Origin of the sequence: Pseudomonas sp. A014 (genome assembly GCF_052378495.1) — a bacterium.
Lineage (GTDB): Bacteria > Pseudomonadota > Gammaproteobacteria > Pseudomonadales > Pseudomonadaceae > Aquipseudomonas > Aquipseudomonas machongensis.
This window is the reverse complement of record NZ_CP199001.1, coordinates 2,796,237-2,819,622: the sequence shown is the minus strand read 5'-3', so window position 1 is coordinate 2,819,622 and position 23,386 is coordinate 2,796,237. Positions and strand designations below refer to the sequence as shown.

Sequence of the window (23,386 nt, the reverse complement as noted above, 5' to 3'; positions counted from 1 at the left end):
AGATTTCCCGGCGACCTCGCCATGGGGTCGATGCCTTCAGCCATCCCGGGAGAATCATGCTAGTCCCCTTCCTCATCATGCTCCGCGAGGGCATCGAAGCCGCGCTGATTGTCGGCATCATCGCCAGCTACCTGCGCCAGACCGGCCGTGGCCAGTGGATGCCGGCCGTGTGGATCGGCGTGTTTCTCGCCGCAGCCCTTTCCCTCTTCGTCGGCGCCGGCCTTGAGCTGATGAGCAGCGAGTTCCCGCAGAAACAGCAGGAACTCTTCGAAGCGCTGGTCGGGCTGGTCGCGGTGGTGATCCTCAGCTCCATGGTGTTGTGGATGCGCAAAGTGGCACGTTCGATCAAGCACGAGTTGCACGTCTCGCTCGATGCCGCGCTCGCGGGTTCGAAGCATCAGGCCTGGGCGCTGATCGCCATGGTGTTCTTCGCCGTCGCTCGCGAGGGCCTGGAGACGGTGTTCTTCCTGTTGGCGGTGTTCCAGCAGAGCGAGGGTCCGGCAGCACCGCTGGGCGCCCTGCTTGGGCTGGTGGTGGCGATCCTGGTCGGGTTGGCGCTGTACTCCGGCAGCCTGCGCCTGAATCTGGCGCAGTTCTTCCGCTGGACAGGCCTGTTCATCCTCGTGGTGGCGGCGGGCATCCTCGCCAACTCGGTGCAGGCGCTGCACGAGGCCGGGGTCTGGAATGCGCTGCAGGGGGTGGTCTTCGATATCAGCCACAGCCTGCCGAAGGATGGCCCGACCGGATCGGTGCTGGCGGGGATGTTCGGTTACCAGGACACCCCGACCGTGAGCACCCTCGGGGCCTACCTGCTCTATCTGGTCGGTGCGCTGGTGCTGTTCTTCTGGCCGGCACCGGCCAAGCCCTCCTCTTCTCACGCTGCACAGAAACAAGGGTAAGCATGACCAGTCACGAGACCGGCGCCGCCGGCAAGCCCCCCTCCCCCCGTGTACTGCGCCTGGCGGTTGCCGGCAGTGCCCTGTTGATGGTCGGTGCGGGCCTGGTGTTCTTCTATGCCTCGCACCAGGCCCAGGCCAGGCGTGCGGCCAACGCCGGACATGAAACGCTGATCACCATCCGCGATCACGCCTGCGAGCCGAACGACCTGAGCGTCCCGGCTGGGCCGAACAGTTTCCGCATCGTCAACCAGTCGCAACGCGCCGTCGAGTGGGAGATTCTCGATGGCGTGCTGGTGATCGAGGAGCGCGAGAACATCGCGCCGGGCTTGTCACAGGTGATCAACGCCACACTGCAGCCGGGACGCTACGCGATCACCTGCGGCTTGCTCAGCAACCCCCGTGGCAGCTTGACCGTCACCCCGACCGCCGCCTCCGAAGCGGCCGCCAAGGCGCGCCCCGCACTGACTGCCTTTATCGGGCCGCTGTCCGAATACCGCGTCTACCTGGCCAGCCAGGGCAGCGCCCTGGTGCGGGCAGGCCAAGCGCTCAAGGACGCGATCCAGGCCGGCGACCTGCAGCAGGCGCAAGCTGCCTATGGCGCAGCGCGGATGATCTACCAGCGCATCGCCCCGGCCAGCCAGCGTCTGGCTGAGCTGGACAATCGGATCAATGCTCGCGCCGATTACTTCGAACAGCGTGAGCAGGACCTGGCGTTCACGGGCTTGCATCGCATCGAGTACGGCCTGTTCCAACAGCGCACCACCGCAGGGTTGGCGCCGGTGGCAGAGACGCTGCTGCTCGACCTGGGCGAACTCAAGACGCAACTGCTTGCCCAGTCCATCGCGCCGCAGCAATTCACCGAGGCGGTGGTGCGCAGCCTGCACAACCTTGCGCAGATCCGCAGCAGTGGCGAAGAGGAACGCTACAGCCACCTCGACCTGCCGGGTTTTGCCGCCAACCTCGAAGGTGTGCGCAAAGTGATCGATCTGTTGCGCCCCTTGCTGGCCAGGAACGGCTCTGAGCCGTTGGCGACAATCGATAGCGCCATGGCTCTCTTCGAGCAGCACCTGCAAGCCCTGCGCGCCGCCGAGGGCTATCTGCCCTACGACCAGGTACCGCAGGCGCAAAAACAGCAGATCGCAGCCGATGCCGACGCACTGGCCAGCGCGATCGCGGCCATCGATCAGGCCCTGGGCCTGGCCGACCAGTAAAGACAAGCGAGCCTCAGATGACAGACCGCGATACCCGTAACGCCCCGCAATCCCAAGAGCGCCGCCGCCTGCTGGCGGGCCTTGGTGTCGCAGGCGTCGCCATGGCCACCGGCAACGCGCTGGCTGCTCCCTCACCGGCCAAGGTCACCGAAGCCCCGCACAGCGACCGCACGCAAGAGCGCAACGCCTGGATCGGCGAACATCAACCGGGGGTGGTGACGCCGCGTCCTACCGCCGGGATGTTCGTCTCCTTCGATGTTCTGGCGCAGGACAAGCAGGACCTCGAGCGCCTGTTCCGCACGCTGGACCAGCGCATTCGCTTCCTGATGGCCGGCGGCCCGGTCCCCCAGGTCGACCCGAAGCTTCCGCCAGCGGACTCGGGCATCCTTGGCCCGGTCGTCACGCCGGACAACCTGACCATCACGGTGTCGGTCGGCGAATCGCTGTTCGACGAGCGATTCGGCCTCACCGGCGCCAAGCCCAAGCGCCTGAGCCGCATGCTCGGCTTCCCCAACGACGCGCTGGAGGCCGAGCGCTGCCATGGCGACCTGGGGTTGCAGTTCTGCTCCAACGCGCCGGACACCAACATCCACGCCCTGCGCGACATCATCAAGAACCTGCCTGACCTGCTCTACGTACGCTGGAAACAGGAAGGCTCGGTGCCGCCGCAGGCACCGCGCAAGTCGGCGGAGCCCGAGCAGAGTGCCCGCAACTTCCTCGGTTTTCGTGACGGCTCGGCCAACCCCGACTCCAGCGACGCGGCACTGATGAACCAGCTGGTCTGGGTACAGCATGGCGACGAACCTGCCTGGGCGGTCGATGGCACCTACCAGGTGGTGCGGATCATCCGCAATCTGGTCGAGCGTTGGGACCGCACGCCATTGCAGGAGCAGGAGTCGATCTTCGGCCGCAAGAAAGCCAGCGGCGCGCCCATGGACGGCCAGCGCGAAACCGACGTACCTGATTACACCAAGGACCCGGAAGGCAAGCTGACCCGCCTCGACGCCCATATTCGCCTGGCCAATCCGCGCACCGCGGCTAGCCAGCCCAACCTGATCCTGCGCCGGCCGTTCAACTACTCCAGCGGCGTGAACAAGAACGGGCAACTGGATATGGGGCTGCTGTTCATCTGCTACCAGGCCGACTTGGAAAAGGGCTTCATCACCGTCCAGAACCGCCTCAACGGCGAGCCGCTGGAGGAATACATCAAGCCGGTCGGGGGCGGGTACTTCTTCGCCCTCCCCGGCGTAAAGAACGATCACGACTTCATTGGTCGTTCGCTGCTCGACGCTGCCACCCCCATAAAAACCGCATGACACGACACAGAAACGGATCAGGACATCGCCATGAACAAGACCCGCCTCGCCCTGTTGCTCACGCTTGCCCCGCTGTTCGCCAATGCTGCGGTTGACCCGCTGACCCTGGTGCAGCCGGTGTCGGACTACAAGATCTATGTCACCGAGAAGGTCGACCAGTTGGTGAGCGACACCGAGCAGTTCACCAATGCAGTGAAGAAGGGAGACCTGGCCAAGGCCAAGGCGCTGTATGCCACGACCCGGGTCAACTATGAAGCCGTCGAGCCGATCGCCGAGCTGTTCAGCGACCTGGACGCGGCCATCGACTCGCGGGTGGACGATCACGAAAAAGGTGTCGAGGCCGATGACTTCACCGGCTTCCATCGCCTGGAGTACGCGCTGTTCGACAAGAACACCACCGACGGCCAAGGCCCGATTGCCGACAAGCTGATCGCTGACGTGAAAGACCTGCAGGGCCGTATTGCCACCCTGACCTTCCCGCCAGAAAAAGTCGTCGGCGGTGCGGCAGCGTTGCTCGAAGAAGTGGCCGCGACCAAGGTTTCGGGTGAGGAGGATCGCTACAGTCACACCGACCTGTACGACTTCCAGGGCAACATCGACGGGGCACAGAAGATCTTCGAGCTGTTCCGCACCCACCTGGAATCCCAGGACAAGGCGTTCGTCGCCAAGGTCGACAAGAACTTCGCCACCGTCAACAAGCTGCTGGCCAAGTACAAGACCCAGGACGGCGGGTTCCAGTCCTACGACAAGGTGGCCGAGCGTGATCGCAAGGCCATGGTCGGGCCGGTCAATACCCTGGCCGAAGACTTGTCGACCTTGCGCGGGAAGTTGGGTTTGAACTGATCTTCAATAACAGTGTTGTTCTTTTCGCAGGCACGCCCGCGAACAGAACAACACCCTCACCTCCACCCTAACTACCGCGCGAATGAAATATATTTAAAACTCCCCACGGCCAACCCCTTTTCTAAACTTTGTTTCATCGAAAACCCGGCCAATCTCCCCTTCTATTCATCGTCCCCCAGGCATAAAGCGTGGAGAATGGCGCGCCGCTCGCCATGCCCGCTACCGGACCTGCGCCGCAACGAGTGGCGGCCGGCGCCGCGCTGCATGGCTGCGCCACTTTCAGCTTTGAACGGATAGGCGCTGCGCTAAACAGAGATTGTCTATCCGGGCAAGTTCTCAAGGCGAACAAGTCAGTCCCAACGAATGTCGCGAACCTACTGATGACTTTAAGTTCATTTCAACGTTTCGATGTCGCCACTTAACATTGAACTGCGGATGACTTACCCGTCTTGAGGAAATGTATGAACACGCACGCACCGATCACCTTTACCGCTACCCCCGAACGCATCCTGATTACCGGCGCCACGGGCTTCCTCGGCGGGTCGGTCGTCGCCCAGCTGATCGCCAACGGCCAAGGCCCGCAACTGGTGTTCCTGGTCCGCGCCGAAAACGCCGGGCAAGGGCTGGAGCGCCTGCGCGGCAACCTGCAACAGCATGGCGTCAGCCATGCCGAATGCCTGGCGCTGAACGCAGAGCAGATCATTTGCGGCGACTTCCTCGACACCTCCTGGCTGGCGCGCGAAACGCCGCGCCTGCTGGACGTCGATCGGGTCATCAACTGCGCTGCCGTGGCGTCGTTCTCGAAGAACCCGACCATCTGGCCAGTCAACGTCGAGGGCACCTTCGCCTTCGCCGAGGTGATGAGCCGCTCCAAACGCCTCAAGCGTTTCCTCCATGTGGGCACAGCCATGTGCTGCGGCCCTGAGCGTGAATCGCCGATCAGCGAGTCCTGGGAGTTCCCGGACGCCGAACAGCAACTGGTGGACTACACCGCTTCCAAGGCCGAGATCGAACGACGCATGCGCGAGGAACTGCCGGCCCTGCCGCTGGTGGTGGCACGCCCCTCGATCGTGGTCGGTCACCGCAGCCTGGGTTGCCAGGCCTCTGGCAGCATCTTCTGGGTGTTCCGCATGGGCTTCGCCCTGGAAAGCTTCACCTGTGGCCTCGACGAACAGATCGACGTGATTCCGGTGGACTACTGCGCCGAGGCGCTGATCGGCCTGACCCTCAAGCCGCGCCTGAGCCACGACCTCTACCACATCTCCGCCGGGCATGATTCGGCGTGTACCTTCGCCGAGATCGACAAGGCGTTCGCCCTGGCCAATGGTGCCGCGCCGGTGGGCGAGCGCTACCGCAAGATCGATGTCGACAACCTCAAGGAGCTGGCCGCCAGCTTCGAGTCGCGCATCGGCCCGGCCAACCCGCGCCTGGTGCTGCGGGCCCTGCGCCTGTACAGCGGTTTTGCCGACCTGAACTACCTGTTCGACAACCGCCGCCTGCTCGATGAGGGCATTGCCGTGCCGCCGCGCTTCACTGACTACCTGGATGTGTGCGTACGCTCTTCCAGCGGCGTGAGCATCGCGACCCAGATGCAGTGGGACTTCAAGTAAGCCGGCGCTTCGCGGGTGAGCCCTTCGCGGGCAAGCCCGCTCCCACGATCGAGCGGGAAAGCCAGTCGCTGCCCGCAAAACCTGAGCGGTGCAGTTCTGTAGGAGCGGGCTTGCCCGCGAAAAGCACACTGCGGTGGATGGCATCGGCTTTGCCGCAGAGCCATAGTCCTGGGGCAGCGCTGCCTCAGAGCGTCACCAACCCGTGCTCCAGCGCGTACTTCACCAGTGCCGCCGGAGTATCGATATTCAGCTTGCGCCGGATGCTCAGCCTGAAGGTCTCCACCGTGCGCACGCTGATGCCCAGCTCCCGGGCCATCTCCTTGTTGTTGCTACCCCTGGCGATCATCGCCAGCACCTGCAGCTCACGCGGGGTCAGGTCGTTCTCGTCGCGCCCGCTGCTGACCAGCTTGCGGGCGATTTCCGGGCTGTAGAAACTGCCGCCGGCAGCAATTGCCTCGATCGCGGCTATCAGCTCGGTGGAGGGTGCGTTCTTCAGCACGTAGCCCCTCGCCCCCGCCGTGATCGAGGTGCGCACATACTCCTGGTTGTCGTACATGCTCAGCATCAGCACCCGGATGCCGGGGTACAAACCACACAGGCGGCGGGTCAGCTCCAGGCCGTTCATGTCCTGCAGGCCAACATCCACCAGCAGGATGTCCAGCTCCAGCGACGCTACCAGCTCAAGCGCCTGGGCGCCGGATTCGGCCTGGCCGACCACCTGGAAATGGGCAATTGCGCCCAGCAGTGCCTTGACGCCGTCACGTACCAGCACATGGTCGTCGACCAGGGCAATGCGGATCGGTGTGGTCTCGCTCATGCAAGCCTCGGATTGTTCATGGGTATCTGGACCTGCAGCTCGGTGCGCCCGGCAGACGACGCAATGCTGAAACTGCCCCGGTGATGTTCGACCCGCTCGCGCAGGTTGCGCAGGCCAATGCCGTGGCTTTCGTACGCCGCACTCGGGTCGAAGCCCATGCCATTGTCCTCCACGCGCAGTACCAGCAACCCGTCGTGGGCAGAGATGGAAATGATCGCGACACTGGCCTTGGCGTGGCGGTCAACATTGGCCAGCGCCTCCTGGATGATACGGAACAGCGTCAGCGAAAGCTCGGCATCCACCTCGATGTCCGTCAGCCCGCACTCGTACTGGGTACGAATGCCAGTGCGCTGCTCGAAGTCGCGCACATGCTGGTCGATGGCCGGCGAAAGGCCCAGGGTGTCGAGCAGCGAGGGACGCAGGTCGTGGGAGATCCGCCGCACTTCACCGATCGCCGAAGCCAGGCGAGTGGTGCCGTTGCGCAGGTTGTCCAGGCCGCCGGCGCGGCCGTTGTCCAGCTCCATCGCGGCGAGCTCGAACTGGAACTTGATCGACACCAGTTCCTGGCTGATGCCGTCGTGCAGTTCGCGCGCCACCCGCGAACGCTCCTCCTCCTGCAGATCGACGATACGCTGGTTGAGCGCCGACAGCTTGCGGTCGGCCAGGCGGTGCTCGCTGACATTGAGCATCAACCCGCCGGCAAAGATGACCAGTACCGCCAGCAACGAGAAGGACGCGATCGCCAGCACCGTGGTCAGCACGCCGGAGGCCACCTCCTGACGCGACTTGAGCGTGGCCACCTCGACATCGTCGATGTAGATACCGGTGCCGAGCATCCAGCCCCAGCGTTCGAGCATCACCACATAGGCCAGTTTGCCGGTGGACTGCCCGGTGGAGGGCTTCTGCCAGTCATAAAGCTGGTAGCCGTCACCGCGTTCGGCGCTCTTGAGCAGCGCCTGGATCACCAGCAGGCCCTTGTTGTCGGTCATGCCGATGAGGTCCTTGCCCACCAGTTCGGCCTGGCGCGGGTGCATCAGGCTCTTGCCGTGGCGATCGTAGACGAAGAAGTAGCCGTCCAGGCCGAAACTGGCCCGCGACAGGATCTGCAAGGCACGCTGGCGGGTGTCGTCATCGTCGGCGCCGCTGTCGTACAACGGCGCGATCAAGCTCATGGCCAGGCCCAGGTAGTTCTTCAGCTCGGCCTTCTTCGCCGCCATGATGCTGCTTTCGACCAGGCGCGCCTGGTCCTCCTCGAGCTTGCGGCTCTGGGCGAACACCAGGATGCAGATGAACAGCACCGACACGATCAGCGGCAAGACACTGAGCGTGACGATCTTGTGCTTGAGTTGCATGGTCACTCCGGTTGCGGGGGCGGCGCGGCATAAGCTTCGCCAGTGGCCCCACAAATGACAAGGGCGCCACGACAAGCGTGGCGCCCCTTTTACACGGCAATCAACTCAGCAGCAACGCGTCGGACGTCCGCTGGCACCGTTGTAGCGGGCGTCCTGGCGCTCGCGGAAGAACGCCTTGCGGCTCATCACCGGCTCGCCGGGGTGCTGGGCCTGCATATGCTCGAGGTAGGTGTCGTAGTCGGGCATGCCGACCAGCATGCGCGCGGCCTGCCCCATGCATTTGCCCATCTTGCTCAGTTTGTTGAACATCGCAGCTTTCCTCAGGCGTCGGGGATCGGCTGGAACGGCGACTCCTTGTCGCTGCGCTCAGGCTTGACCCAGGCTCGCCGGCCGACCTTCACGGCAAAGCACAGGATGCTCAGCACCACGAACAGGAACAACCCGGTCAGCACGGCGTTGGTGTAGGCGTTGAAGATCACATGCTGCATCTGCGCCAGGTCCTTGGCCGGTGCCAGCACCTGCCCGGCTGCGGCGGCATCGCTGTACTTGCGCGCCAGCGCCAGGAAGCCCATGCCTGGGTTGGGGTCGAACAGCTTGATCAGGCCCGCGGTGGTGGTGCAGATCAACAGCCATACGGCCGGCAGCAAGGTGACCCAGACATATTGCTGGCGCTTCATGCGGATCAGCACCACCGAGGCGAGCATCAGGGCGATGCCGGCCAGCATCTGGTTGGAGATGCCGAACAGCGGCCACAGGGTGTTGATGCCGCCCAGTGGATCGATCACCCCCTGGTACAGCAACCAGCCCCACATCGCCACGCAGCCAGCGGTGGCCACCACGTTGGCGGTCCAGGAGTCGGTCTTTTTCAAGGCAGGCACGAAGTTGCCCAGCAGGTCCTGCAGCATGAAGCGCCCGGCACGCGTACCGGCATCCACGGCGGTCAGGATGAATAGCGCCTCGAACAGGATCGCGAAGTGGTACCAGAAGGCCATGGTGTTCTCACCCGGCAGCGCCTGGTGCAGGATCTGCGCGATCCCCACCGCCAGCGTCGGCGCACCACCGGCACGGGCCAGGATCGAGTGCTCGCCGATGTCGGTCGCGGTCTGCTGGAGGATTTCCGGAGTGATGGTGAAACCCCAGTTGCTGACCGTCTGCGCTACGGTGACCACATCGCCACCGACCACGGCGGCCGGGCTGTTCATGGCGAAGTACACACCTGGCTCGATCACCGAGGCGGCGACCATGGCCATGATCGCCACGAACGATTCCATCAGCATCGCGCCGTAGCCGATATAGCGCGCATGGCTTTCGTTGGCCAGCAATTTGGGCGTGGTGCCGGAGCTGATCAGCGCATGGAAGCCAGACACCGCGCCGCAGGCGATGGTGATGAACAGGAACGGGAACAGCGCCCCCTTCCACACGGGGCCTGTGCCGTCGACGAACTGGGTGATGGCCGGCATCTTCAGCTCAGGCGCGATCACCAGGATGCCGATGGCCAGCGCGACGATGGTGCCGATCTTGAGGAAGGTCGAGAGGTAGTCGCGTGGTGCCAGGATCAGCCAGATCGGCAGCACGGCGGCGACGAAACCATAGCCGATCAGCATCCAGGTGATCTGCACACCGGTGAAGGTGAACGCAGGGCCCCACACCGGATCTGCGGCAACCAGACCGCCGCCCCAGATCGATGCAAGCATCAGCAGCACGCCGATCACCGAGATCTCGCCGATGCGCCCTGGGCGCAGGTAGCGCAGGTACACCCCCATGAACATGGCGATCGGGATGGTCGCCATCACCGTGAACATGCCCCAGGGGCTCTCGGCCAGGGCCTTGACCACGATCAGCGACAGCACCGCAAGGATGATGATCATGATCAGGAAAGTGCCGAACAGCGCGATGGTTCCGGGGATCGAGCCCATTTCCTCGCGTACCAGGTCGCCCAGGGAGCGGCCATTGCGGCGGGTGGAGATGAACAGGACCATGAAGTCCTGCACGGCCCCTGCCAGTACCACACCGGCAATCAGCCAGAGCGTGCCGGGCAGGTAGCCCATCTGCGCGGCGAGCACCGGGCCGACCAGCGGGCCGGCGCCAGCGATGGCGGCGAAGTGATGGCCGAAGAGGATGTGCTTGTTGGTCGGTACGTAGTCCAGCCCGTCGTTGTGCAGCATGGCCGGGGTGGCGCGGGTGGAGTCCAGTTGCATCACCTTGTTGGCGATGAACAGGCTGTAGTAGCGGTAGGCAACGAGGTAGATGGCGACTGCTGCGGTGACGATCCACAGGGCGCTGATGGCTTCGCCCCTGCGCAACGCCACGGTGCCCAGCGCGAATGCGCCCAGCAAGGCAATGGCGAACCAGGCAATTCGGGTAGCCAGTTTGGTCATCGGGATTTCTCCTGTCGCGACGGGTGTGCCGGCGACGGTTTTTGTTTTTGTGAGTGCCCGGGTAGGGACGACGACACTCTCGGCGTACTGGGTCCACAAGAACATTCGCAGTACTACGCGTAAGTGCTACGTAGAACTACGTAGATGGGTGTCAGTGAGGGCTGCGGTGCGCTTTTCACGGGCAAGTCGCCGCGGCGAACCGCCGCTCACCTGTGGGAGCGGGCTTGCCCGCGAAGCAGGCGCTGCAGATAGGCGCGGGCAGTACCCCAATCCCCAACGGCATTCTTGGCAGGTGTTGGCACGAGTATTGATAAATGATTCCACAACGATTGTTGAACAATCATAAGTGGAGCGTCCCTCATGTCCCGAGCAACAGCCCTCACCCTCGCCCTGACCCTCAGTGCCGCCGCACAGGCCGCCGACGGCACCTTGCAGTCCGATCGCCTGTCCATCGGCTCGGACCTCACCTACCCGCCCTACACCTACCTCGACCAGGGCAAGCCTGCCGGCTTCGATCCCGAGTTCATGACCCTGCTCGGCCAGCACCTCAAGCTCGCTCCCCAGTTTCAGGACACCCGCTTTGCCAACCTGGTGATGGGCGTCAACGCTCGACGCTTCGATGTGGTCGCCTCGGCCCTTTACGTCACCCCGGAGCGCGCAGCGCAGGTCGATTTCCTGCCCTACCTCAAAAGCGGTGCCTCGCTGATGGTGCGTGCTGATGACAGTTTCCGCCCGCAAGCGCCCCAGGACCTGTGCGGCAAGCGCATTGGCTCGATCAAGGGTGGGTCGTGGATTCCCAAGCTGATGGCGCTATCCAAAAGCCACTGCGAGGCCAACGGCCAGGCGCCGATCGACTCGCGTGAATTCCCCACTTCCCCGGAGGCGGCCCAGGCCTTGCTGGCCAAGGCGGTCGACGTGCAGTTCGAAGACGCCGCGGTGGCGGCCATTACCGCCGACAAGCTCAAGGGTCGGGTGGTGATCAGCTCGCATGAGCTGATCTACCCCGTAGTCATCGGCCTCGCCGTGCGCAAAGGCAACGATGCGCTGCTTGGTGAACTGCGCCAGGGCTTCGAGGCCATGAAGCACAGTGGCGAATACCAGACGCTGTTGAGCCGCTACAACCTTGGCGAGCCCAGCCCAGCCGAAGTGGCCCAGGCCCTGGGCCAGAATCCTCAAGCGCCAGTGCAGTAAGCAGGAGCCTCGAGCATGCAATTCGATTGGGATTATGCCGCCGGCCTGCTGGTCAACGGCGACTTCTGGAAGGCGGTCGGCACCGTGGTGGAGTTGAGCGTCGAGACCTGGCTGCTGGGCATCGTCTTCGGCTTTGTCCTGGCGCTGGCGCGGCAGTCGAGCAACCGCGCCCTGAACCGTGGCGCGGCACTGTACATCTGGTTCTTCCGCAGCCTGCCGCTGCTGGTGCTGCTGATCTTCGTCTACAACCTGCCACAGGTATTCCCGGGTACCAGCGTGCTGCTGTCCAACCCCTATGCCGCCGGCCTGATCGCCCTGGTGCTGAGCGAATCGGCCTATATCGCCGAGATTCATCGCGGTGGCCTGCTCGCTGTGGCCAAGGGGCAACTCGAGGCCGGCAAGGCGTTGGGTATCCGCTACACCGGTGTGCAGCGCCTGATCGTGATTCCACAGGCGTTGCGAGTGGCATTGCCGACCCTGGCCAACGAGTACATCACCATCGTCAAACTGACCTCGCTGGTGTCGGTGATCTCGCTGTCGGAGATCCTGCTGGTCGGCCAGCAGCTGTACACGCAGAACTTCCTGGTGATGGAGACCATGCTCGCGGTCGCCTTTTACTATGTGCTGATCGTCACGGTGTTCAGTTACCTGTTGCGTCGGCTGGAGCAGCACCTTGACGTCACCCGGCGTCAGCCCAAGTCCATCGCCGATGGCCCGGCGCAACCGGTGTCGGGCCAACGCCAGGCCGCACCCAGGCAAGGCGACTTCGCCCTGCGGGTGCTCGGCGCACGCAAGCACTATGGCCAGCTGGAAGTGCTCAAGGGTATCGACCTGGACATCCGCTTCGGCGAAGTGGTGTCGATCATCGGGCCTTCGGGGTCGGGCAAGACTACGCTGATCCGTACCCTCAACGGCCTGGAGGGCCTGGATCGTGGCCAGGTCGAACTGTGTGGCGCCCCCTTCCTGCGCGGGCGTGACGAAGACGGCGGCAGCCTTGGCAGTCGCGTGCACATGGAGGGCATCGTCCAGGTGGGCATGGTTTTCCAGGGCTTCAACCTGTTCCCGCACAAGACCGTGCTGGAGAACGTGATGCTCGCCCCGCGTCACCATGGCCATGCCAGCGACTCCGAACTACGCGCCTTGGGCTTGGCACTGCTGAGCAAGGTCGGCCTACGCGAGCACGCCGGCAAGTACCCGCACCAACTCTCCGGCGGGCAACAGCAAAGGGTGGCGATTGCCCGGGCACTGGCGATGCGCCCGCAGGTGATGCTGTTCGACGAGCCGACCTCGGCGCTTGATCCGGAACTGGTCGGTGATGTGCTCAAGGTAATCGAAGACCTCGCGCGCGAGGGCATGACCATGGTCATCGTCACCCATGAAATGAAGTTCGCCTTCCAGGTCTCCGACCGCGTGGTGTTCATGGAACGCGGGGAGATCATCCAGGCCGGTGCGCCGCGCGAGTTGCTCGACAACCGCAGCGAGCGCATGGGCCGCTTCCTCAAGGACGTGCAACTGGCATGAGCAGCAAATCCCCGGAAAATGCCGGCGAAAGCCTGCCCCTGGCCGACCAGGTGGCCCTCGAACTGCGCGAGGACATCATCGGCGGCCGCCTGGTCTCAGGCATGCCGCTGGTCGAGGCCGAGCTCACCGGTCGCTACAACGCTTCGCGCAACACCGTACGCGAGGCCCTGCACCAGTTGGGCCATGAAGGCCTGACCACCTATGTGCGCAACAAGGGCGTGATGGTGCGCAGGCTGGGTGTCGCCGAGGTGCGCGATATCTTCCTGGTGCGCCGCACACTCGAGGTGCAGGCGATCCATGGCAGCAAGCCGCTGCGCGAATACCAGTCCGACCGCATGCTCGACGCCATCGAGGCCGCCGAACTTGCCCGTGATCGCGAAGACTGGCAGGCCTTCGGCACCCACAGCCTGCGCTTTCACCAGCACATCGTCGGCTTGCTGCGCAGCCCGCTGCTGGATGCCTTCTTCACCAATATCGCTGCGCAGATGCGTCTGGTGTTCGCCGTTGCGCCCGATGAAAAGAACTTCCAGAGCCCGTGGCTGGAACGCGACCGGGAGATCCACGACCTGCTCGCCGACGGCTTGCGCCACGACGCCGCCGAAGCCATGACCCGTTACCTGGACGACTCCGAGCACGCCCTGCTCGACCTGTTCAGCCATCCACCCCGTTCCTGAAACCGGAGACCTACCCATGTACAAGGATTACCCCGCCGCCTACCAGGTCAGCAAAGGCGCTGCCCTGCAGGTCGACAAGCCTTTCTATGACCGCGTGCGCGAGCGCAAGGACGCCCGCACCCTGATCGAGACATTTGAAGTGCCGATCCGCACAGGCCGCGCCTGGAAGGTGCCGGCCGGCCATGTGTTCCGCGTCACCACCCCGGTCGGCCCGCAGGTCGGCGACTTCAACATCTGGAACGCCAACGACCCGCGTGAGCGCCTGTGGGCGGCGCGCACCCGCCAGTTGCAGGGTGCCCACGTCACCACCTACGACCGACTGTGGTCAAATCTGCCGTTCCTGCGCCCGCTGGTGACCATCACCGACGACAGCCTGGCCGACTATGGAATCGACGAGCACGGCGGGCGCCTGCATGACCTGCTCGGCACCCGTTGCGACCCCTACGTGAACAAGATGCTCACGGGCGAGGACTTCCATCACCACTGCCACTCCAACCTCACCCGCGCCGTGCTGCCCCATGGGCTGACCGAGTTCGACGTGCACGATGTGCTGAACATCTTCCAGTGCACCGGCTTGAACCATGACGATATGTATTTCATGAAGGCTTGCCCGGCCAAGCAGGGTGATTACCTGGAGTTCTTCGCCGAAATCGATGTGCTGTGCGCGCTGTCGACCTGCCCGGGTGGCGACCTGTCACTGCCGATGTGGGGGCCTGAGGCACAGGACCCGCTGTCGGTCTGCCGGCCGCTGGGAGTAGAAATCTACAAGCTCGACGACAGCCTGCTGGAAGGCTGGACGCAGCCCAAGCGCGCCAGCTACAACGGCATGCACGGGCTGGCAATCGGCAAGGCCGAGTGGGAATGATCGGCTGAGCTGGAGGGCGGCGGTTCGCCGCCCCGACTTGCCCGCGAAAAGAACACCGCGGTGGAAGGCACCGGCTTCGCCGGTGATCGCGGGACTAGTCGCAGCGGCGAACCGTCGCTCCCACAGATAACACCGCAGTATTCAGAAGTTGCGGAGCTCTTGTAGGGGCAACTTTCTTGTTCAGAATCTAAAGGTCACCCCAGTCCCTGTGGGAGCGGGCTTGTCCCGCGAACACGGGCGTAGCCCGTGCCAGGCACCGCGGTGTCTTTTTCAGCGATCGGAAACCTGCTCCAGAAAGATCAAGCGCAGCGGCTCACCCAGCAGCATTTCGCTCTGCGCCGCAAACCGCTGGAAATACGGCGCGGCGAAATGCGCATCGAGCGCGGCCTGATCGACGAACGCCTCGCGCATGTAGAACGTCCCCGGCTCATCCTTGCCCTCGAACAGCACATAGTCCAGGTTGCCCGGCTCCGCGCGGGTCGGTTCGATCAGTTCCAGCAACGCCTGCTTCAATGCCAGCGCCCTGCCCTCGCGGGCCTTGAGCACTGCAATCGAGACCAGCGGGTTGTTCGTTACCTGCGCACCCATCGACACATCTCCAACACGTTTGAGTTGCGTACAGTGTTACCGAGGCGATGGCCGGGAAACAGCCGCATAGCCCGATAACACTTTCAGCACGATGCGGAAAATCGCTCAGGCCAGCGCTTGCTGTACCTGGCCAACGGTGGTCGTCAGGCTGCCCAGGTGCAACCCCAGCACCCGCTCCACCGGTGCCTGGTCCAACGGCCAGTGCAGGGCGATGCTCCCGACCAGTCGCCCTTGCGTGTGAACCGGCAAGGCGATGGCGCGGATCAGGAACGGCAGGCGCACCGGATATTCCCAATGACCCTCGGTGCGCCGGGCAAAGCCGCGCTGGGTTTCGTCCTCGATGGCCCGCAACATCGCGTCATCACCAACATGCGCATGCTCGGCCAGGCGCTGCACTTCATGGGGGGCCAGTTCGCCCAGGCAGGCGCGGCCCATCGCCGAGTGGAACAGGCTGGCGTGGTGGCCGACGATCTGGCAGTTGTTCGGATAACGCTTGCGCAGCACCTGGGGAATCGCGCTTTCCATCACTTCCAGGCGCTGGCCGTCGAAGCATGACAAGTCGGCGACCAGCCCGGTGCGCTCGCTGAGCTCCAGCAACAGGGGCGCTGCGCTTTCGACCAGCTGCCGCTTGAAGCGCAACTGGCCGTCGCCGAACAGGCGCCGGGCGCACAGGCGGTAGCGCCGATCGCTGAGGCCGCGGTAGGTCCAGCCCTGTTCCTGCAGGGTGGCGAGCATGCGCGACACCGTGGCCTTGGGTAACGCCGTCAGGTAGTGCAGCTCCTCCAGCCCCAGGGCCTGGTGCTCACCCAGCAATTCGATGATCGTCAACGCCCGCTCGACCGATCGCACGCCACCGCCGTCCCCATTGCCGCTCATGTTCGCCTCCGTTTCTGCACCAAGGTCGTCACATTGCCCAGCAAGATACGCGCCTGCAAGGGCTTCAGCGCGCCAGCAGGCTCGGCGGCGGACAGCGCTCGACCCAGCGGGTCAGTTGCTCGTGGGCATAGGCCAGGCGCAACACTTCGCGGTCCGCCTGGGCCGGGCCGATGATCTGCAGCCCCATCGGCAGGCCCTGGGCATTGAAGCCGACCGGTACGCTGATACTCGGCAGGCCGGCCAGGGTCGGGCCGATCACCACCTCCATCCAGCGGTGATAGGTGTCCATCGTCCGCCCGCCCACGACCTGCGGCCAAGGTAGCTGTGCATCGAAAGGAAACACCTGGGCCGAGGGCAGCAGCAGGAAGTCGTAACGCTCGAACAACCCTGCCATCGCCCGATACCAGTCGCTGCGCGCCAGCGATGCCTCATAGAGCGCGGCGGCGCTCAGTTGCAGGCCGCCCTCGACTTCCCATTGCGCCTCGGGTTTGAGCAGTGCGCGTCGACGTGGGTCGGCGTAGGCGGCTGCGAGGTTACCGTGCACCAGGAAGTGGCGATGGGTCAGCCAGCATTGCCACAGGCGCTCCAGCGGATAGTCCGGCTGACAGGTCTCGACCTTGCACCCCAGGCTCTCGAATTCGCTCAGTGCGCTTTCGCACAGGCTCAGCACGCCATCGTCCATGGGCAGGTAACCGTTGTAGTCACCCAGCCAGCCGATCCGCACATCGTTGAAGTCCTGCTGCAAATCGGCGGCGAAGTCCTGAGCACCTTCGTTGATCGACAACGGTGCCCGCGCGTCGTAACCCGCCTGTACCGCCAGCAATCGCGCGAGGTCGGCAACGCTGCGCCCCATCGGGCCTTCGGTGGCAAGTTGCTGGACGAACACCTCAGGCGCCAGGCCATGGGGCACGCGGCCCTGGGACGGGCGCAAGCCGAACACATTGTTGAACGCCGCCGGGTTGCGCAACGAGCCCATCATGTCGCTGCCGTCAGCCACTGGCAGCAAGCGCATGGCCAATGCGGCCGCCGCCCCGCCGCTGCTGCCGCCGGCCACCCGGCTGGGGTCGTAGGCGTTGGTGGTGGTGCCGAACAGCGTGTTGTAGGTCTGCGAACCGAGGCCGAACTCCGGCACGTTGCTCTTGCCGAGGATGATCGCGCCGCTGCGCCGAACCCGCTCCACGCTGATGGCGTCCTGCTGCGGCACCTGCTCGGCGAACAGCGGCGAGCCCAAGGTGGTGCGCAGGCCAGCAGTGGCGGCCAGGTCCTTGATTGCATGGGGCATGCCATGCATCCAGCCGCGGGACTGGCCACGGTCGAGCTCGCGGTCGCGCGCGTCGGCCTCCTCGAGCAGTTGCTGTGCCGGCCGCAATGAAACCAGGGCGTTGACCTGCGGATTGAACCGCTCGATGTGCGCAAGGTAGGCCTGCATCACCTCACGGCAGGAAACCTGGCGAGCATGGATCGCCCGGGACAGCTCGCTGGCATCCAGCGCAACGACAGGGTCGAGATCTAGCGGTTTCACGGTTTTACTCCAAGTTCAATGACGGCCGGTGCGCGTGGCCGCACGGCTTCTTTCAGACAATAGGTGCCCAGCAGTGTCAGCACGCAGGCGAACAGTACGTAGAACGACGGCGCCACAGGCGTGTTCAAGACTTTGGTCAGCCAGGTGACGATCAGCGGCGCGAAACCGCCGAACAGCATTACTGCCACGTTATACGCCACCGACACTCCCGTTGAGCGGACGGCGACGGGGAATTGCTCGGCCAGCGCCGTGGGTGCCGGCCCGTAGAAACCGCCGATCATGCTGCACAGGGCCAGTTGCATCACCAGCAGGCGCTCTACCGAAGGTGCCGCGGCGACCCACAGGTGCAACGGGTAGACCATCAGGAAAAAGCCCAAGGTGGAGGCCATCAGCACCGGTCGGCGGCCAATACGGTCGGACAGCGCGCCGGAGAACGGAATCACCACCGTCATCAGGCCCACCGCGAGCATCTGCACCAACAGCACCTGGTCCAGTGGCAACCCCAGGCTCTTGTGGGCGAAAGTCGGCATGTTCACCAGCACCACATAGAAGGAAACGGTCGCGCCACTGGCCAGGCCCATGGACACCAACAGCGCCCGACGATGCGTGCGCAGCACCTGCCACAGGCTCGGGGCCTGGTCCTTGGCTTGCTTGCGCGCCTCGAGAAACTCCTCGGGCTCCTGCATGTGCTTGCGAATCCACAACCCCACCGGGCCGATCAGCAACCCGAACACGAAGGGAATTCGCCAGCCCCAGGCGTCCAGCGCCTCGGGTGAACACACGTGGGTGACCAGCGCGACCATCGACGCCCCGGAGAACACCGCCAGGCATTGCCCGACCAGTTGCCAGGAGCCATAGAGCCCTTTGCGGTGCGCCGGCGCGCTCTCCACCAGAAATGCCGTGGCGCTGGCGTATTCGCCCCCCGTGGCAAAGCCCTGCAACATGCGCGCGACCACGATCAGCAAAGGAGCGCCCATGCCGATGGCCAGGTAGTTGGGGGCGAAGGCGATCATCGCAATGGACAGGGTCATCAGGCGAATGATCAGTTGCATGGCGGCCTTGCGCCCTTTGCGGTCGGCATACATGCCCAGCAACACGCCACCCACCGGGCGCATGAAGAAACCGACGCCGAAGGTCGCCAGGGCCATCAGCAGCGAGGCGTAGTCATCGTCGGAGGGAAAGAACTGACGAGCGACGATGCTGGCCAGAAAGCCGTACACGATGAAGTCATACCATTCCAGCGCATTGCCGATGACGGCCGCGACCACTTGCCGGGTGCGTGATGCGCCTGCGTTCGTAGCGTGCATGGGAAGTTCTCCAGAAACCAGATGTGAGGAACGCCCGCAGGGATGCGGGCTCCAGCGGCAGTCAATGAAGAAGCGCTCAGGCCGGGGCGAGCCAGCGCTCGGTGAGCGCGCTCCAGTAGGCGGCCCCGGTCAGCAGGATGTCGTCGTTGAAGTCGTAGGCGGGGTTGTGCACCATCGGCCGATCCGCGCCGTTGCCGATGAACAGGTAGGCACCGGGGCAGCGTTGCAGCATCCAGGCAAAGTCTTCGCTGCCCATCAGCTTGCGGGTATTGCCATCGACGGCGGCTTCTCCGAGCAGCTCGATACCGACCTGGCGGGCGAAGGCGTTTTCCGCGGCATGGTTGATCAGCACCGGGTAGGCAGGCCGGTGTTCGATGCTCACGTGGCAGCCGAAGCTCTTGGCCTGGGCGTGGATGATCGCCTGTACGCGCTCCAGGGTCAGGCGCCTGACCTCGCCATCGAGCGCACGCAGGCTCAGGCGCAACAAGGCCTGCTGCGGAATGACGTTGGCCGCCTCGCCAGCCTGCAGCGCACCGACGGTAACCACTGCCGCCTCCTGGGCATCGATGTTGCGCGCCACCACGGTCTGCAGCGCCATCACCACACTGGCGGCCGCAACCAGTGGGTCGACGGTCAGGTGCGGCATCGAACCATGACCACCGACGCCCTCCAGGGTGACGGTCAGCAGGTCCTGGGAAGCCATCATCGCTCCTTCGCGAAACCCCAGGTGCCCGGCGGCCAGCCCCGGCATGTTGTGCATGCCGAACAGCGCATCGCAGGGGAAACGCTCGAGCAGGCCATCGGCGAGCATCGCCTCGGCGCCGCCCTGCCCCTCCTCGGCCGGCTGAAAGATCAGTGTCAGGGTGCCGTCGAAACGCCGGGTCGCCGCCAGGTAGCGAGCAGCGCCGAGCAGCATCACGGTATGACCGTCGTGTCCGCAGGCATGCATGCAACCCGGGTGTCGGCTGCTGTAGGCCGCGCCCGTGGCCTCGACGATCGGCAACGCATCCATGTCGGCGCGCAGCCCCAGGCGGCGCGTGCTGCTGCCGTTGCGCAGCACACCGACCACGCCGGTGCGGCCAATCCCGGTGTGGACCTCGTAGCCCCAATCGCGCAGGGTCTGGGCGACCAGCGACGAAGTGCGATTCTCCTCGAAGCCCAGTTCAGGGTGGGCATGGATATCCTGGCGCAGTGCCTGAAGCTCGCCGGCAACGTCAGCGAGCCAGGCCAGGATGTGCGGGTGTTTGGATGTGGTCATCGGGCATCTCCTCGCGCGGGTTGCAGTCCCGCTTTTGTTATTCGCTCGGGGATTGCGGCACGAGAGGCAGGCCGCAGGTGCTGCCAGATAAACCTGACCGCGCGGCGGCGACAATCGAATGTGGTTCCGCTGTGCGGAACCCGGCGTGCAGGCCGGGCTTGAAGCGGGGTCGTCCCTCCATCACTACTCGCTATATATTTTTGTAAATGGCGATAGTGATTTCAGGATTGAAGTGGGCCGCTGTAGCTTCTCTGCCCCTGCACTACACTTTCCAGGCTTCGAAAACACTCGCCAAGCCCCTGGAGGTGTCCCATGAGCAACCCCACCCAAAGCACATTTACCGGCTGGGCCGCGACGGCAGCCGGTGCGCCACTGCAGCGGTACAGCTACGATCCCGGCCCGCTGGCTGACGACGAGGTGCAGGTCGTGGTCGAGTACTGCGGTGTCTGCCACTCCGACCAGTCGATGATCGACAACGAATGGGGGCTGACCCGGTACCCGTTCATTCCTGGCCACGAGGTAGTCGGGCGCATCGAACAGGTTGGTGATCGGGTGAAGGGGCTGCAAGTTGGACAGCGGGTCGGGATCGGTTGGTACAAAGGCAGTTGCATGCACTGCGCGCCGTGCATGGAAGGCTCGCACAACCTTTGTGGTTCGGCCCGGCCGACGATCATCGGCAGCAACGGCGGTTTCGCCGACCGCCTGCGAGCGCACTGGGCCTGGGCCATCCCACTGCCGGACGGCCTCGACCCTGCCCTTGTCGGCCCCTTGTTCTGTGCCGGTTCGACGGTGTTCAACCCGCTGCTGTCATTCGGTGTCAAACCCACCGATCGCGTCGGGGTGGTCGGCATCGGCGGGCTGGGGCACCTGGCGCTGAAGTTTCTCAATGCCTGGGGCTGCGAAGTGACCGCGCTCACCTCATCCTTGAACAAGCAGGATGAAGCGAGGCGCCTGGGCGCGCACAAGGTGGTGGCCTCCACCGACAGCCGGGCGCTCAAGGGTATCGCCGGCACCCTCGACTTCCTCCTGGTGACGGCCAATGCCGACCTGGACTGGACCGCCATGATCGGTACCCTCGGTACCCGCGGTCGGGTGAACTTCGTCGGTGTGGTGCCCGGGGCGATCCCGGTGCATGTGTTCAACCTCATGCTCCAGCAGAAAAGCCTGTCCGCCTCGCCGGTCGGCTCCCCGGCGGCGATGACGAAAATGCTCGAGTTCTGCGCCCGCCACCAGATCGTTCCCCAGGTCGAGCAGTTTGCGATGAGCCAGGTCAACGCGGCGATCGACCACCTGCGCAGCGGCAAGGCGCGCTACCGGGTAGTGCTCGACGCCAGTCGCTGAAACAAAGCAGTGTCATTGGCGCAGAGGATGATCGACAATGTCGCGGCCGCAGGCTCAGCCCTGCGGCCAGACAAGAACAACCGGACCGCCTGCCGTCATGACGCTCTTCTACCTCAAGCTCGTTGTCACTCCCCTTCTGATGTGGGCCGTCTCCCTCGCATCGCGGCGCTGGGGAGGATTGCTCGGCGGCTTGCTCTCTGGCATGCCGATCACCTCGGCGCTGGTCATGATCTTCCTGTGCCTGGAACAAGGCTCTGCCTTCTCCCTGAACGCCATACCGGGCGCACTCGGCGGGCTGGCGGCGGTCCAGGCCAGCTATGCCTGCTACCTGTTCGCCAGCCGCAAGCTTGGCGTGGCCCTCACGGCAGTGGTGTCGCTCGCGCTGTACGGCGTGGCAGCCTATGTACTGACCCATTGGGGCAATCTGCCGATATCGATCGTTGTCGCCTTGTGCCTGGTGGTGCTGCTGGTCTGGGCCACGGCCCGCGAGCCGCGCCCGGCGCAGCTTGCGCAGATCAAGGCGCGCTGGTGGGAAATCCCCATGCGCATGGTCGCCGCCACCGGCCTGCTGATGCTCACCACAGGCGCGGCGAGCTGGCTGGGGCCTGCCGTCAGCGGCATGCTCGCGCCGATTCCGGTGATCGCCTGGCCGCTGGTGGTGTTCTCCCATGTACAGGGCGGGCGCTTCTCCATGGCCGGGATGATCCGTGGCAACGCCATCGGCGCCGTCGGGGTGATTGCCTTCTACCTGAGCCTTGGCGCGCTGCTGCCGCACCTGGGTATCGCCCTGACCTTCCTGCTCGCCGTGGGGCTGGCGGTGGTGCTGACCGTGGGGCTGGCGACGCTGCTGCGCTCGCGCACGGCTTCAGCGGGCAAGTAAGGGCGCCTGACCATGCAATTGAACAACCTCATCCGTCGTCTTGACCTGGTGACCTTGCAGTTGTTCGTCGCCATCCACGAGGAAGGTAGCCTGACCCGTGCCGCCGCGCGCGAGGCGATCGCATTGTCGGCGGCAAGCAAGCGCCTCAACGAGCTGGAAGCAGCGCTCGGCTCGCCGCTGTTCGCCCGCCAGGCCCGTGGCATGAGCCTGACCCCGGCCGGGGAAACCCTGCTGCACCACGCCCGGCGCATGCTGTTCAACCTCGAGAAGATAGGCCTGGAACTGGGCGAGCACTTGCAGGGGGTGCGCGGCTACGTGCGCATGCTTGCCAACCTGTCGGCGATCATCCAGTTTCTGCCCGAGGACCTGGCGCTGTTCGCCGCAGAACACGAACGGATCAAGGTGGACCTGGAGGAGCGCCCCAGCAATGGCGTGATCCAGGGGTTGCTCGATGGCGTGGCGGACCTGGGTATCTGCTCCAGCGACAGCGACACCCGCGAGCTGCTCAAGGTGCGCTACAGACGCGACCAGTTGGTGCTGGTGGTGCGTGAAGGGCATCCATTGGCAGACCAGGCGCAGGTGGACTTCGCCGAAACCCTGGACAACGACTTTGTCGGCCTGCACTCGGCGAGCTCCATCAACATGCGTACCCACGAGGCCGCTCGCCGCGCCGGGCGGGTTTTGCGCCTGCGTATTCATGTCCCCAGTTTCGATGCAGTGTGCCGCATGGTGCAGGCTGACATGGGCGTGGGGATCCTGCCACGCAAGGCCTTCGAGCTGTTTGGCGGTGCGCTGGGGTTGCGTGCGGTGGCGCTGAGCGACGACTGGGCCGAGCGTGAGTTGCTGCTGGTGGCGCGGGACCTTGAGTCGCTGTCGCCGGTGAGCCGCTTGCTGTTCGAGCATTTGCGCGGGGCTGAGCCTGGCAACTGAGGCGTGT

General features: G+C 64.6%; 21 protein-coding genes. 12 read left to right on the top strand and 9 right to left on the bottom strand.

The genetic code is table 11. The annotated features are described in order from the left end of the window. Positions 1-56: 56 nt before the first annotated feature. The 5 genes from efeU to cprA all read left to right on the top strand — a co-directional run bounded on the left by efeU (position 57) and on the right by cprA (position 5,879). Entirely contained in the window at positions 57-899 is an 843-nt protein-coding gene (efeU, locus tag ACTYOL_RS12900; protein WP_200602466.1) for an iron uptake transporter permease EfeU, read from the top strand. A gap of 2 nt (positions 900-901) precedes the next feature. Next, positions 902-2,110 carry an iron uptake system protein EfeO gene (gene efeO, locus ACTYOL_RS12895; protein WP_444758033.1) on the top strand — a complete coding sequence of 403 codons (1,209 nt, stop codon included), beginning with the start codon at positions 902-904 and terminating at the stop codon, positions 2,108-2,110. Between the two features lie 17 nt (positions 2,111-2,127). After that, positions 2,128-3,426 (top strand): iron uptake transporter deferrochelatase/peroxidase subunit, encoded by a 1,299-nt coding sequence (gene efeB / locus ACTYOL_RS12890; RefSeq protein WP_444758032.1) that lies wholly within the window; start codon positions 2,128-2,130, stop codon positions 3,424-3,426. Positions 3,427-3,456: 30 nt separating this feature from the next. After that, positions 3,457-4,269, top strand: a complete 813-nt coding sequence (gene efeO / locus ACTYOL_RS12885) for an iron uptake system protein EfeO (protein ID WP_054893471.1) — start codon at positions 3,457-3,459, stop codon at positions 4,267-4,269. Between the two features lie 461 nt (positions 4,270-4,730). Continuing rightward, complete coding sequence (gene cprA, locus ACTYOL_RS12880; RefSeq protein ID WP_153773644.1) at positions 4,731-5,879, top strand: cationic peptide resistance protein CprA; 1,149 nt, start codon at positions 4,731-4,733, stop codon at positions 5,877-5,879. 184 nt (positions 5,880-6,063) lie between these two features. Here cprA and ACTYOL_RS12875 read toward each other — a convergent pair whose 3' ends face one another. From ACTYOL_RS12875 to ACTYOL_RS12860, 4 genes are all read right to left on the bottom strand, one after another. After that, positions 6,064-6,696 carry a response regulator gene (locus tag ACTYOL_RS12875; RefSeq protein WP_063544901.1) on the bottom strand — a complete coding sequence of 211 codons (633 nt, stop codon included), beginning with the start codon at positions 6,694-6,696 and terminating at the stop codon, positions 6,064-6,066. Then, on the bottom strand, positions 6,693-8,048 hold the full coding sequence (locus ACTYOL_RS12870) for a cache domain-containing protein (protein WP_197889708.1): 1,356 nt from the start codon (positions 8,046-8,048) through the stop codon (positions 6,693-6,695). Before ACTYOL_RS12870 ends, ACTYOL_RS12875 begins: the two co-directional genes overlap by 4 nt. A 105-nt stretch (positions 8,049-8,153) precedes the next feature. Continuing rightward, complete coding sequence (locus ACTYOL_RS12865; protein WP_065862909.1) at positions 8,154-8,357, bottom strand: YbdD/YjiX family protein; 204 nt, start codon at positions 8,355-8,357, stop codon at positions 8,154-8,156. A gap of 11 nt (positions 8,358-8,368) precedes the next feature. Beyond that, a complete protein-coding gene (locus tag ACTYOL_RS12860) occupies positions 8,369-10,426 on the bottom strand; it encodes a carbon starvation CstA family protein (protein ID WP_200602468.1) in 2,058 nt (685 codons plus the stop codon). Between the two features lie 360 nt (positions 10,427-10,786). Here ACTYOL_RS12860 and ACTYOL_RS12855 point away from each other — a divergent pair, with 360 nt between their 5' ends. From ACTYOL_RS12855 to ACTYOL_RS12840, 4 genes are read left to right on the top strand one after another with little or no spacing between them, the layout of a single operon-like run. Continuing rightward, positions 10,787-11,617 carry an ABC transporter substrate-binding protein gene (locus ACTYOL_RS12855; protein WP_444758031.1) on the top strand — a complete coding sequence of 277 codons (831 nt, stop codon included), beginning with the start codon at positions 10,787-10,789 and terminating at the stop codon, positions 11,615-11,617. Positions 11,618-11,632: 15 nt separating this feature from the next. Beyond that, positions 11,633-13,138 (top strand): amino acid ABC transporter permease/ATP-binding protein, encoded by a 1,506-nt coding sequence (locus tag ACTYOL_RS12850; protein ID WP_153773640.1) that lies wholly within the window; start codon positions 11,633-11,635, stop codon positions 13,136-13,138. Further along, the gene (locus tag ACTYOL_RS12845; RefSeq protein ID WP_444758030.1) at positions 13,135-13,812 is read left to right on the top strand and encodes a GntR family transcriptional regulator; all 678 of its coding nucleotides are present in this window, start codon (positions 13,135-13,137) and stop codon (positions 13,810-13,812) included. Before ACTYOL_RS12850 ends, ACTYOL_RS12845 begins: the two co-directional genes overlap by 4 nt. Positions 13,813-13,828: 16 nt before the next feature. After that, entirely contained in the window at positions 13,829-14,677 is an 849-nt protein-coding gene (locus ACTYOL_RS12840) for an urea carboxylase-associated family protein (protein WP_054891419.1), read from the top strand. Positions 14,678-14,947: 270 nt separating this feature from the next. On the opposite strand, the gene ACTYOL_RS12835 is transcribed toward ACTYOL_RS12840, so the two are convergent. From ACTYOL_RS12835 to ACTYOL_RS12815, 5 genes are all read right to left on the bottom strand, one after another. Next, positions 14,948-15,265 carry a putative quinol monooxygenase gene (locus ACTYOL_RS12835; protein WP_054891418.1) on the bottom strand — a complete coding sequence of 106 codons (318 nt, stop codon included), beginning with the start codon at positions 15,263-15,265 and terminating at the stop codon, positions 14,948-14,950. A 105-nt stretch (positions 15,266-15,370) separates the two neighbouring features. Further along, positions 15,371-16,141 carry an IclR family transcriptional regulator gene (locus tag ACTYOL_RS12830; RefSeq protein ID WP_125929892.1) on the bottom strand — a complete coding sequence of 257 codons (771 nt, stop codon included), beginning with the start codon at positions 16,139-16,141 and terminating at the stop codon, positions 15,371-15,373. A gap of 64 nt (positions 16,142-16,205) precedes the next feature. After that, positions 16,206-17,663: an amidase gene (locus tag ACTYOL_RS12825; protein ID WP_444758029.1), complete on the bottom strand. Its 1,458-nt coding sequence runs from the start codon at positions 17,661-17,663 to the stop codon at positions 16,206-16,208. After that, a complete protein-coding gene (locus ACTYOL_RS12820) occupies positions 17,660-18,970 on the bottom strand; it encodes a citrate-proton symporter (RefSeq protein WP_444758028.1) in 1,311 nt (436 codons plus the stop codon). Before ACTYOL_RS12820 ends, ACTYOL_RS12825 begins: the two co-directional genes overlap by 4 nt. Positions 18,971-19,046: 76 nt before the next feature. Then, a complete protein-coding gene (locus tag ACTYOL_RS12815) occupies positions 19,047-20,228 on the bottom strand; it encodes a M20 aminoacylase family protein (protein ID WP_444758027.1) in 1,182 nt (393 codons plus the stop codon). 312 nt (positions 20,229-20,540) lie between these two features. Between ACTYOL_RS12815 and ahr the strand changes: the two genes are divergently transcribed. From ahr to ACTYOL_RS12800, 3 genes are all read left to right on the top strand, one after another. Beyond that, positions 20,541-21,569 carry an NADPH-dependent aldehyde reductase Ahr gene (gene ahr, locus ACTYOL_RS12810; RefSeq protein WP_444758026.1) on the top strand — a complete coding sequence of 343 codons (1,029 nt, stop codon included), beginning with the start codon at positions 20,541-20,543 and terminating at the stop codon, positions 21,567-21,569. 97 nt (positions 21,570-21,666) lie between these two features. Then, positions 21,667-22,449 carry a hypothetical protein gene (locus tag ACTYOL_RS12805; RefSeq protein ID WP_444758025.1) on the top strand — a complete coding sequence of 261 codons (783 nt, stop codon included), beginning with the start codon at positions 21,667-21,669 and terminating at the stop codon, positions 22,447-22,449. 12 nt (positions 22,450-22,461) lie between these two features. Then, positions 22,462-23,379: a LysR family transcriptional regulator gene (locus ACTYOL_RS12800; RefSeq protein WP_444758024.1), complete on the top strand. Its 918-nt coding sequence runs from the start codon at positions 22,462-22,464 to the stop codon at positions 23,377-23,379. Positions 23,380-23,386: the final 7 nt, after the last annotated feature.

Coding starts and splice junctions, on each gene's coding strand:
- efeU (WP_200602466.1), top strand. CDS start 57: ATGCTAGTCCCCTTCCTCATCATGCTCCGCGAGGGCATCGAAGCCGCG.
- ACTYOL_RS12840 (WP_054891419.1), top strand. CDS start 13,829: ATGTACAAGGATTACCCCGCCGCCTACCAGGTCAGCAAAGGCGCTGCC.
- efeO (WP_054893471.1), top strand. CDS start 3,457: ATGAACAAGACCCGCCTCGCCCTGTTGCTCACGCTTGCCCCGCTGTTC.
- ACTYOL_RS12830 (WP_125929892.1), bottom strand. CDS start 16,141: ATGAGCGGCAATGGGGACGGCGGTGGCGTGCGATCGGTCGAGCGGGCG.
- ACTYOL_RS12800 (WP_444758024.1), top strand. CDS start 22,462: ATGCAATTGAACAACCTCATCCGTCGTCTTGACCTGGTGACCTTGCAG.
- ACTYOL_RS12865 (WP_065862909.1), bottom strand. CDS start 8,357: ATGTTCAACAAACTGAGCAAGATGGGCAAATGCATGGGGCAGGCCGCG.
- efeO (WP_444758033.1), top strand. CDS start 902: ATGACCAGTCACGAGACCGGCGCCGCCGGCAAGCCCCCCTCCCCCCGT.
- ahr (WP_444758026.1), top strand. CDS start 20,541: ATGAGCAACCCCACCCAAAGCACATTTACCGGCTGGGCCGCGACGGCA.
- ACTYOL_RS12850 (WP_153773640.1), top strand. CDS start 11,633: ATGCAATTCGATTGGGATTATGCCGCCGGCCTGCTGGTCAACGGCGAC.
- ACTYOL_RS12860 (WP_200602468.1), bottom strand. CDS start 10,426: ATGACCAAACTGGCTACCCGAATTGCCTGGTTCGCCATTGCCTTGCTG.
- cprA (WP_153773644.1), top strand. CDS start 4,731: ATGAACACGCACGCACCGATCACCTTTACCGCTACCCCCGAACGCATC.
- ACTYOL_RS12805 (WP_444758025.1), top strand. CDS start 21,667: ATGACGCTCTTCTACCTCAAGCTCGTTGTCACTCCCCTTCTGATGTGG.
- ACTYOL_RS12815 (WP_444758027.1), bottom strand. CDS start 20,228: ATGACCACATCCAAACACCCGCACATCCTGGCCTGGCTCGCTGACGTT.
- ACTYOL_RS12820 (WP_444758028.1), bottom strand. CDS start 18,970: ATGCACGCTACGAACGCAGGCGCATCACGCACCCGGCAAGTGGTCGCG.
- ACTYOL_RS12845 (WP_444758030.1), top strand. CDS start 13,135: ATGAGCAGCAAATCCCCGGAAAATGCCGGCGAAAGCCTGCCCCTGGCC.
- ACTYOL_RS12870 (WP_197889708.1), bottom strand. CDS start 8,048: ATGCAACTCAAGCACAAGATCGTCACGCTCAGTGTCTTGCCGCTGATC.
- ACTYOL_RS12875 (WP_063544901.1), bottom strand. CDS start 6,696: ATGAGCGAGACCACACCGATCCGCATTGCCCTGGTCGACGACCATGTG.
- ACTYOL_RS12835 (WP_054891418.1), bottom strand. CDS start 15,265: ATGGGTGCGCAGGTAACGAACAACCCGCTGGTCTCGATTGCAGTGCTC.
- ACTYOL_RS12855 (WP_444758031.1), top strand. CDS start 10,787: ATGTCCCGAGCAACAGCCCTCACCCTCGCCCTGACCCTCAGTGCCGCC.
- efeB (WP_444758032.1), top strand. CDS start 2,128: ATGACAGACCGCGATACCCGTAACGCCCCGCAATCCCAAGAGCGCCGC.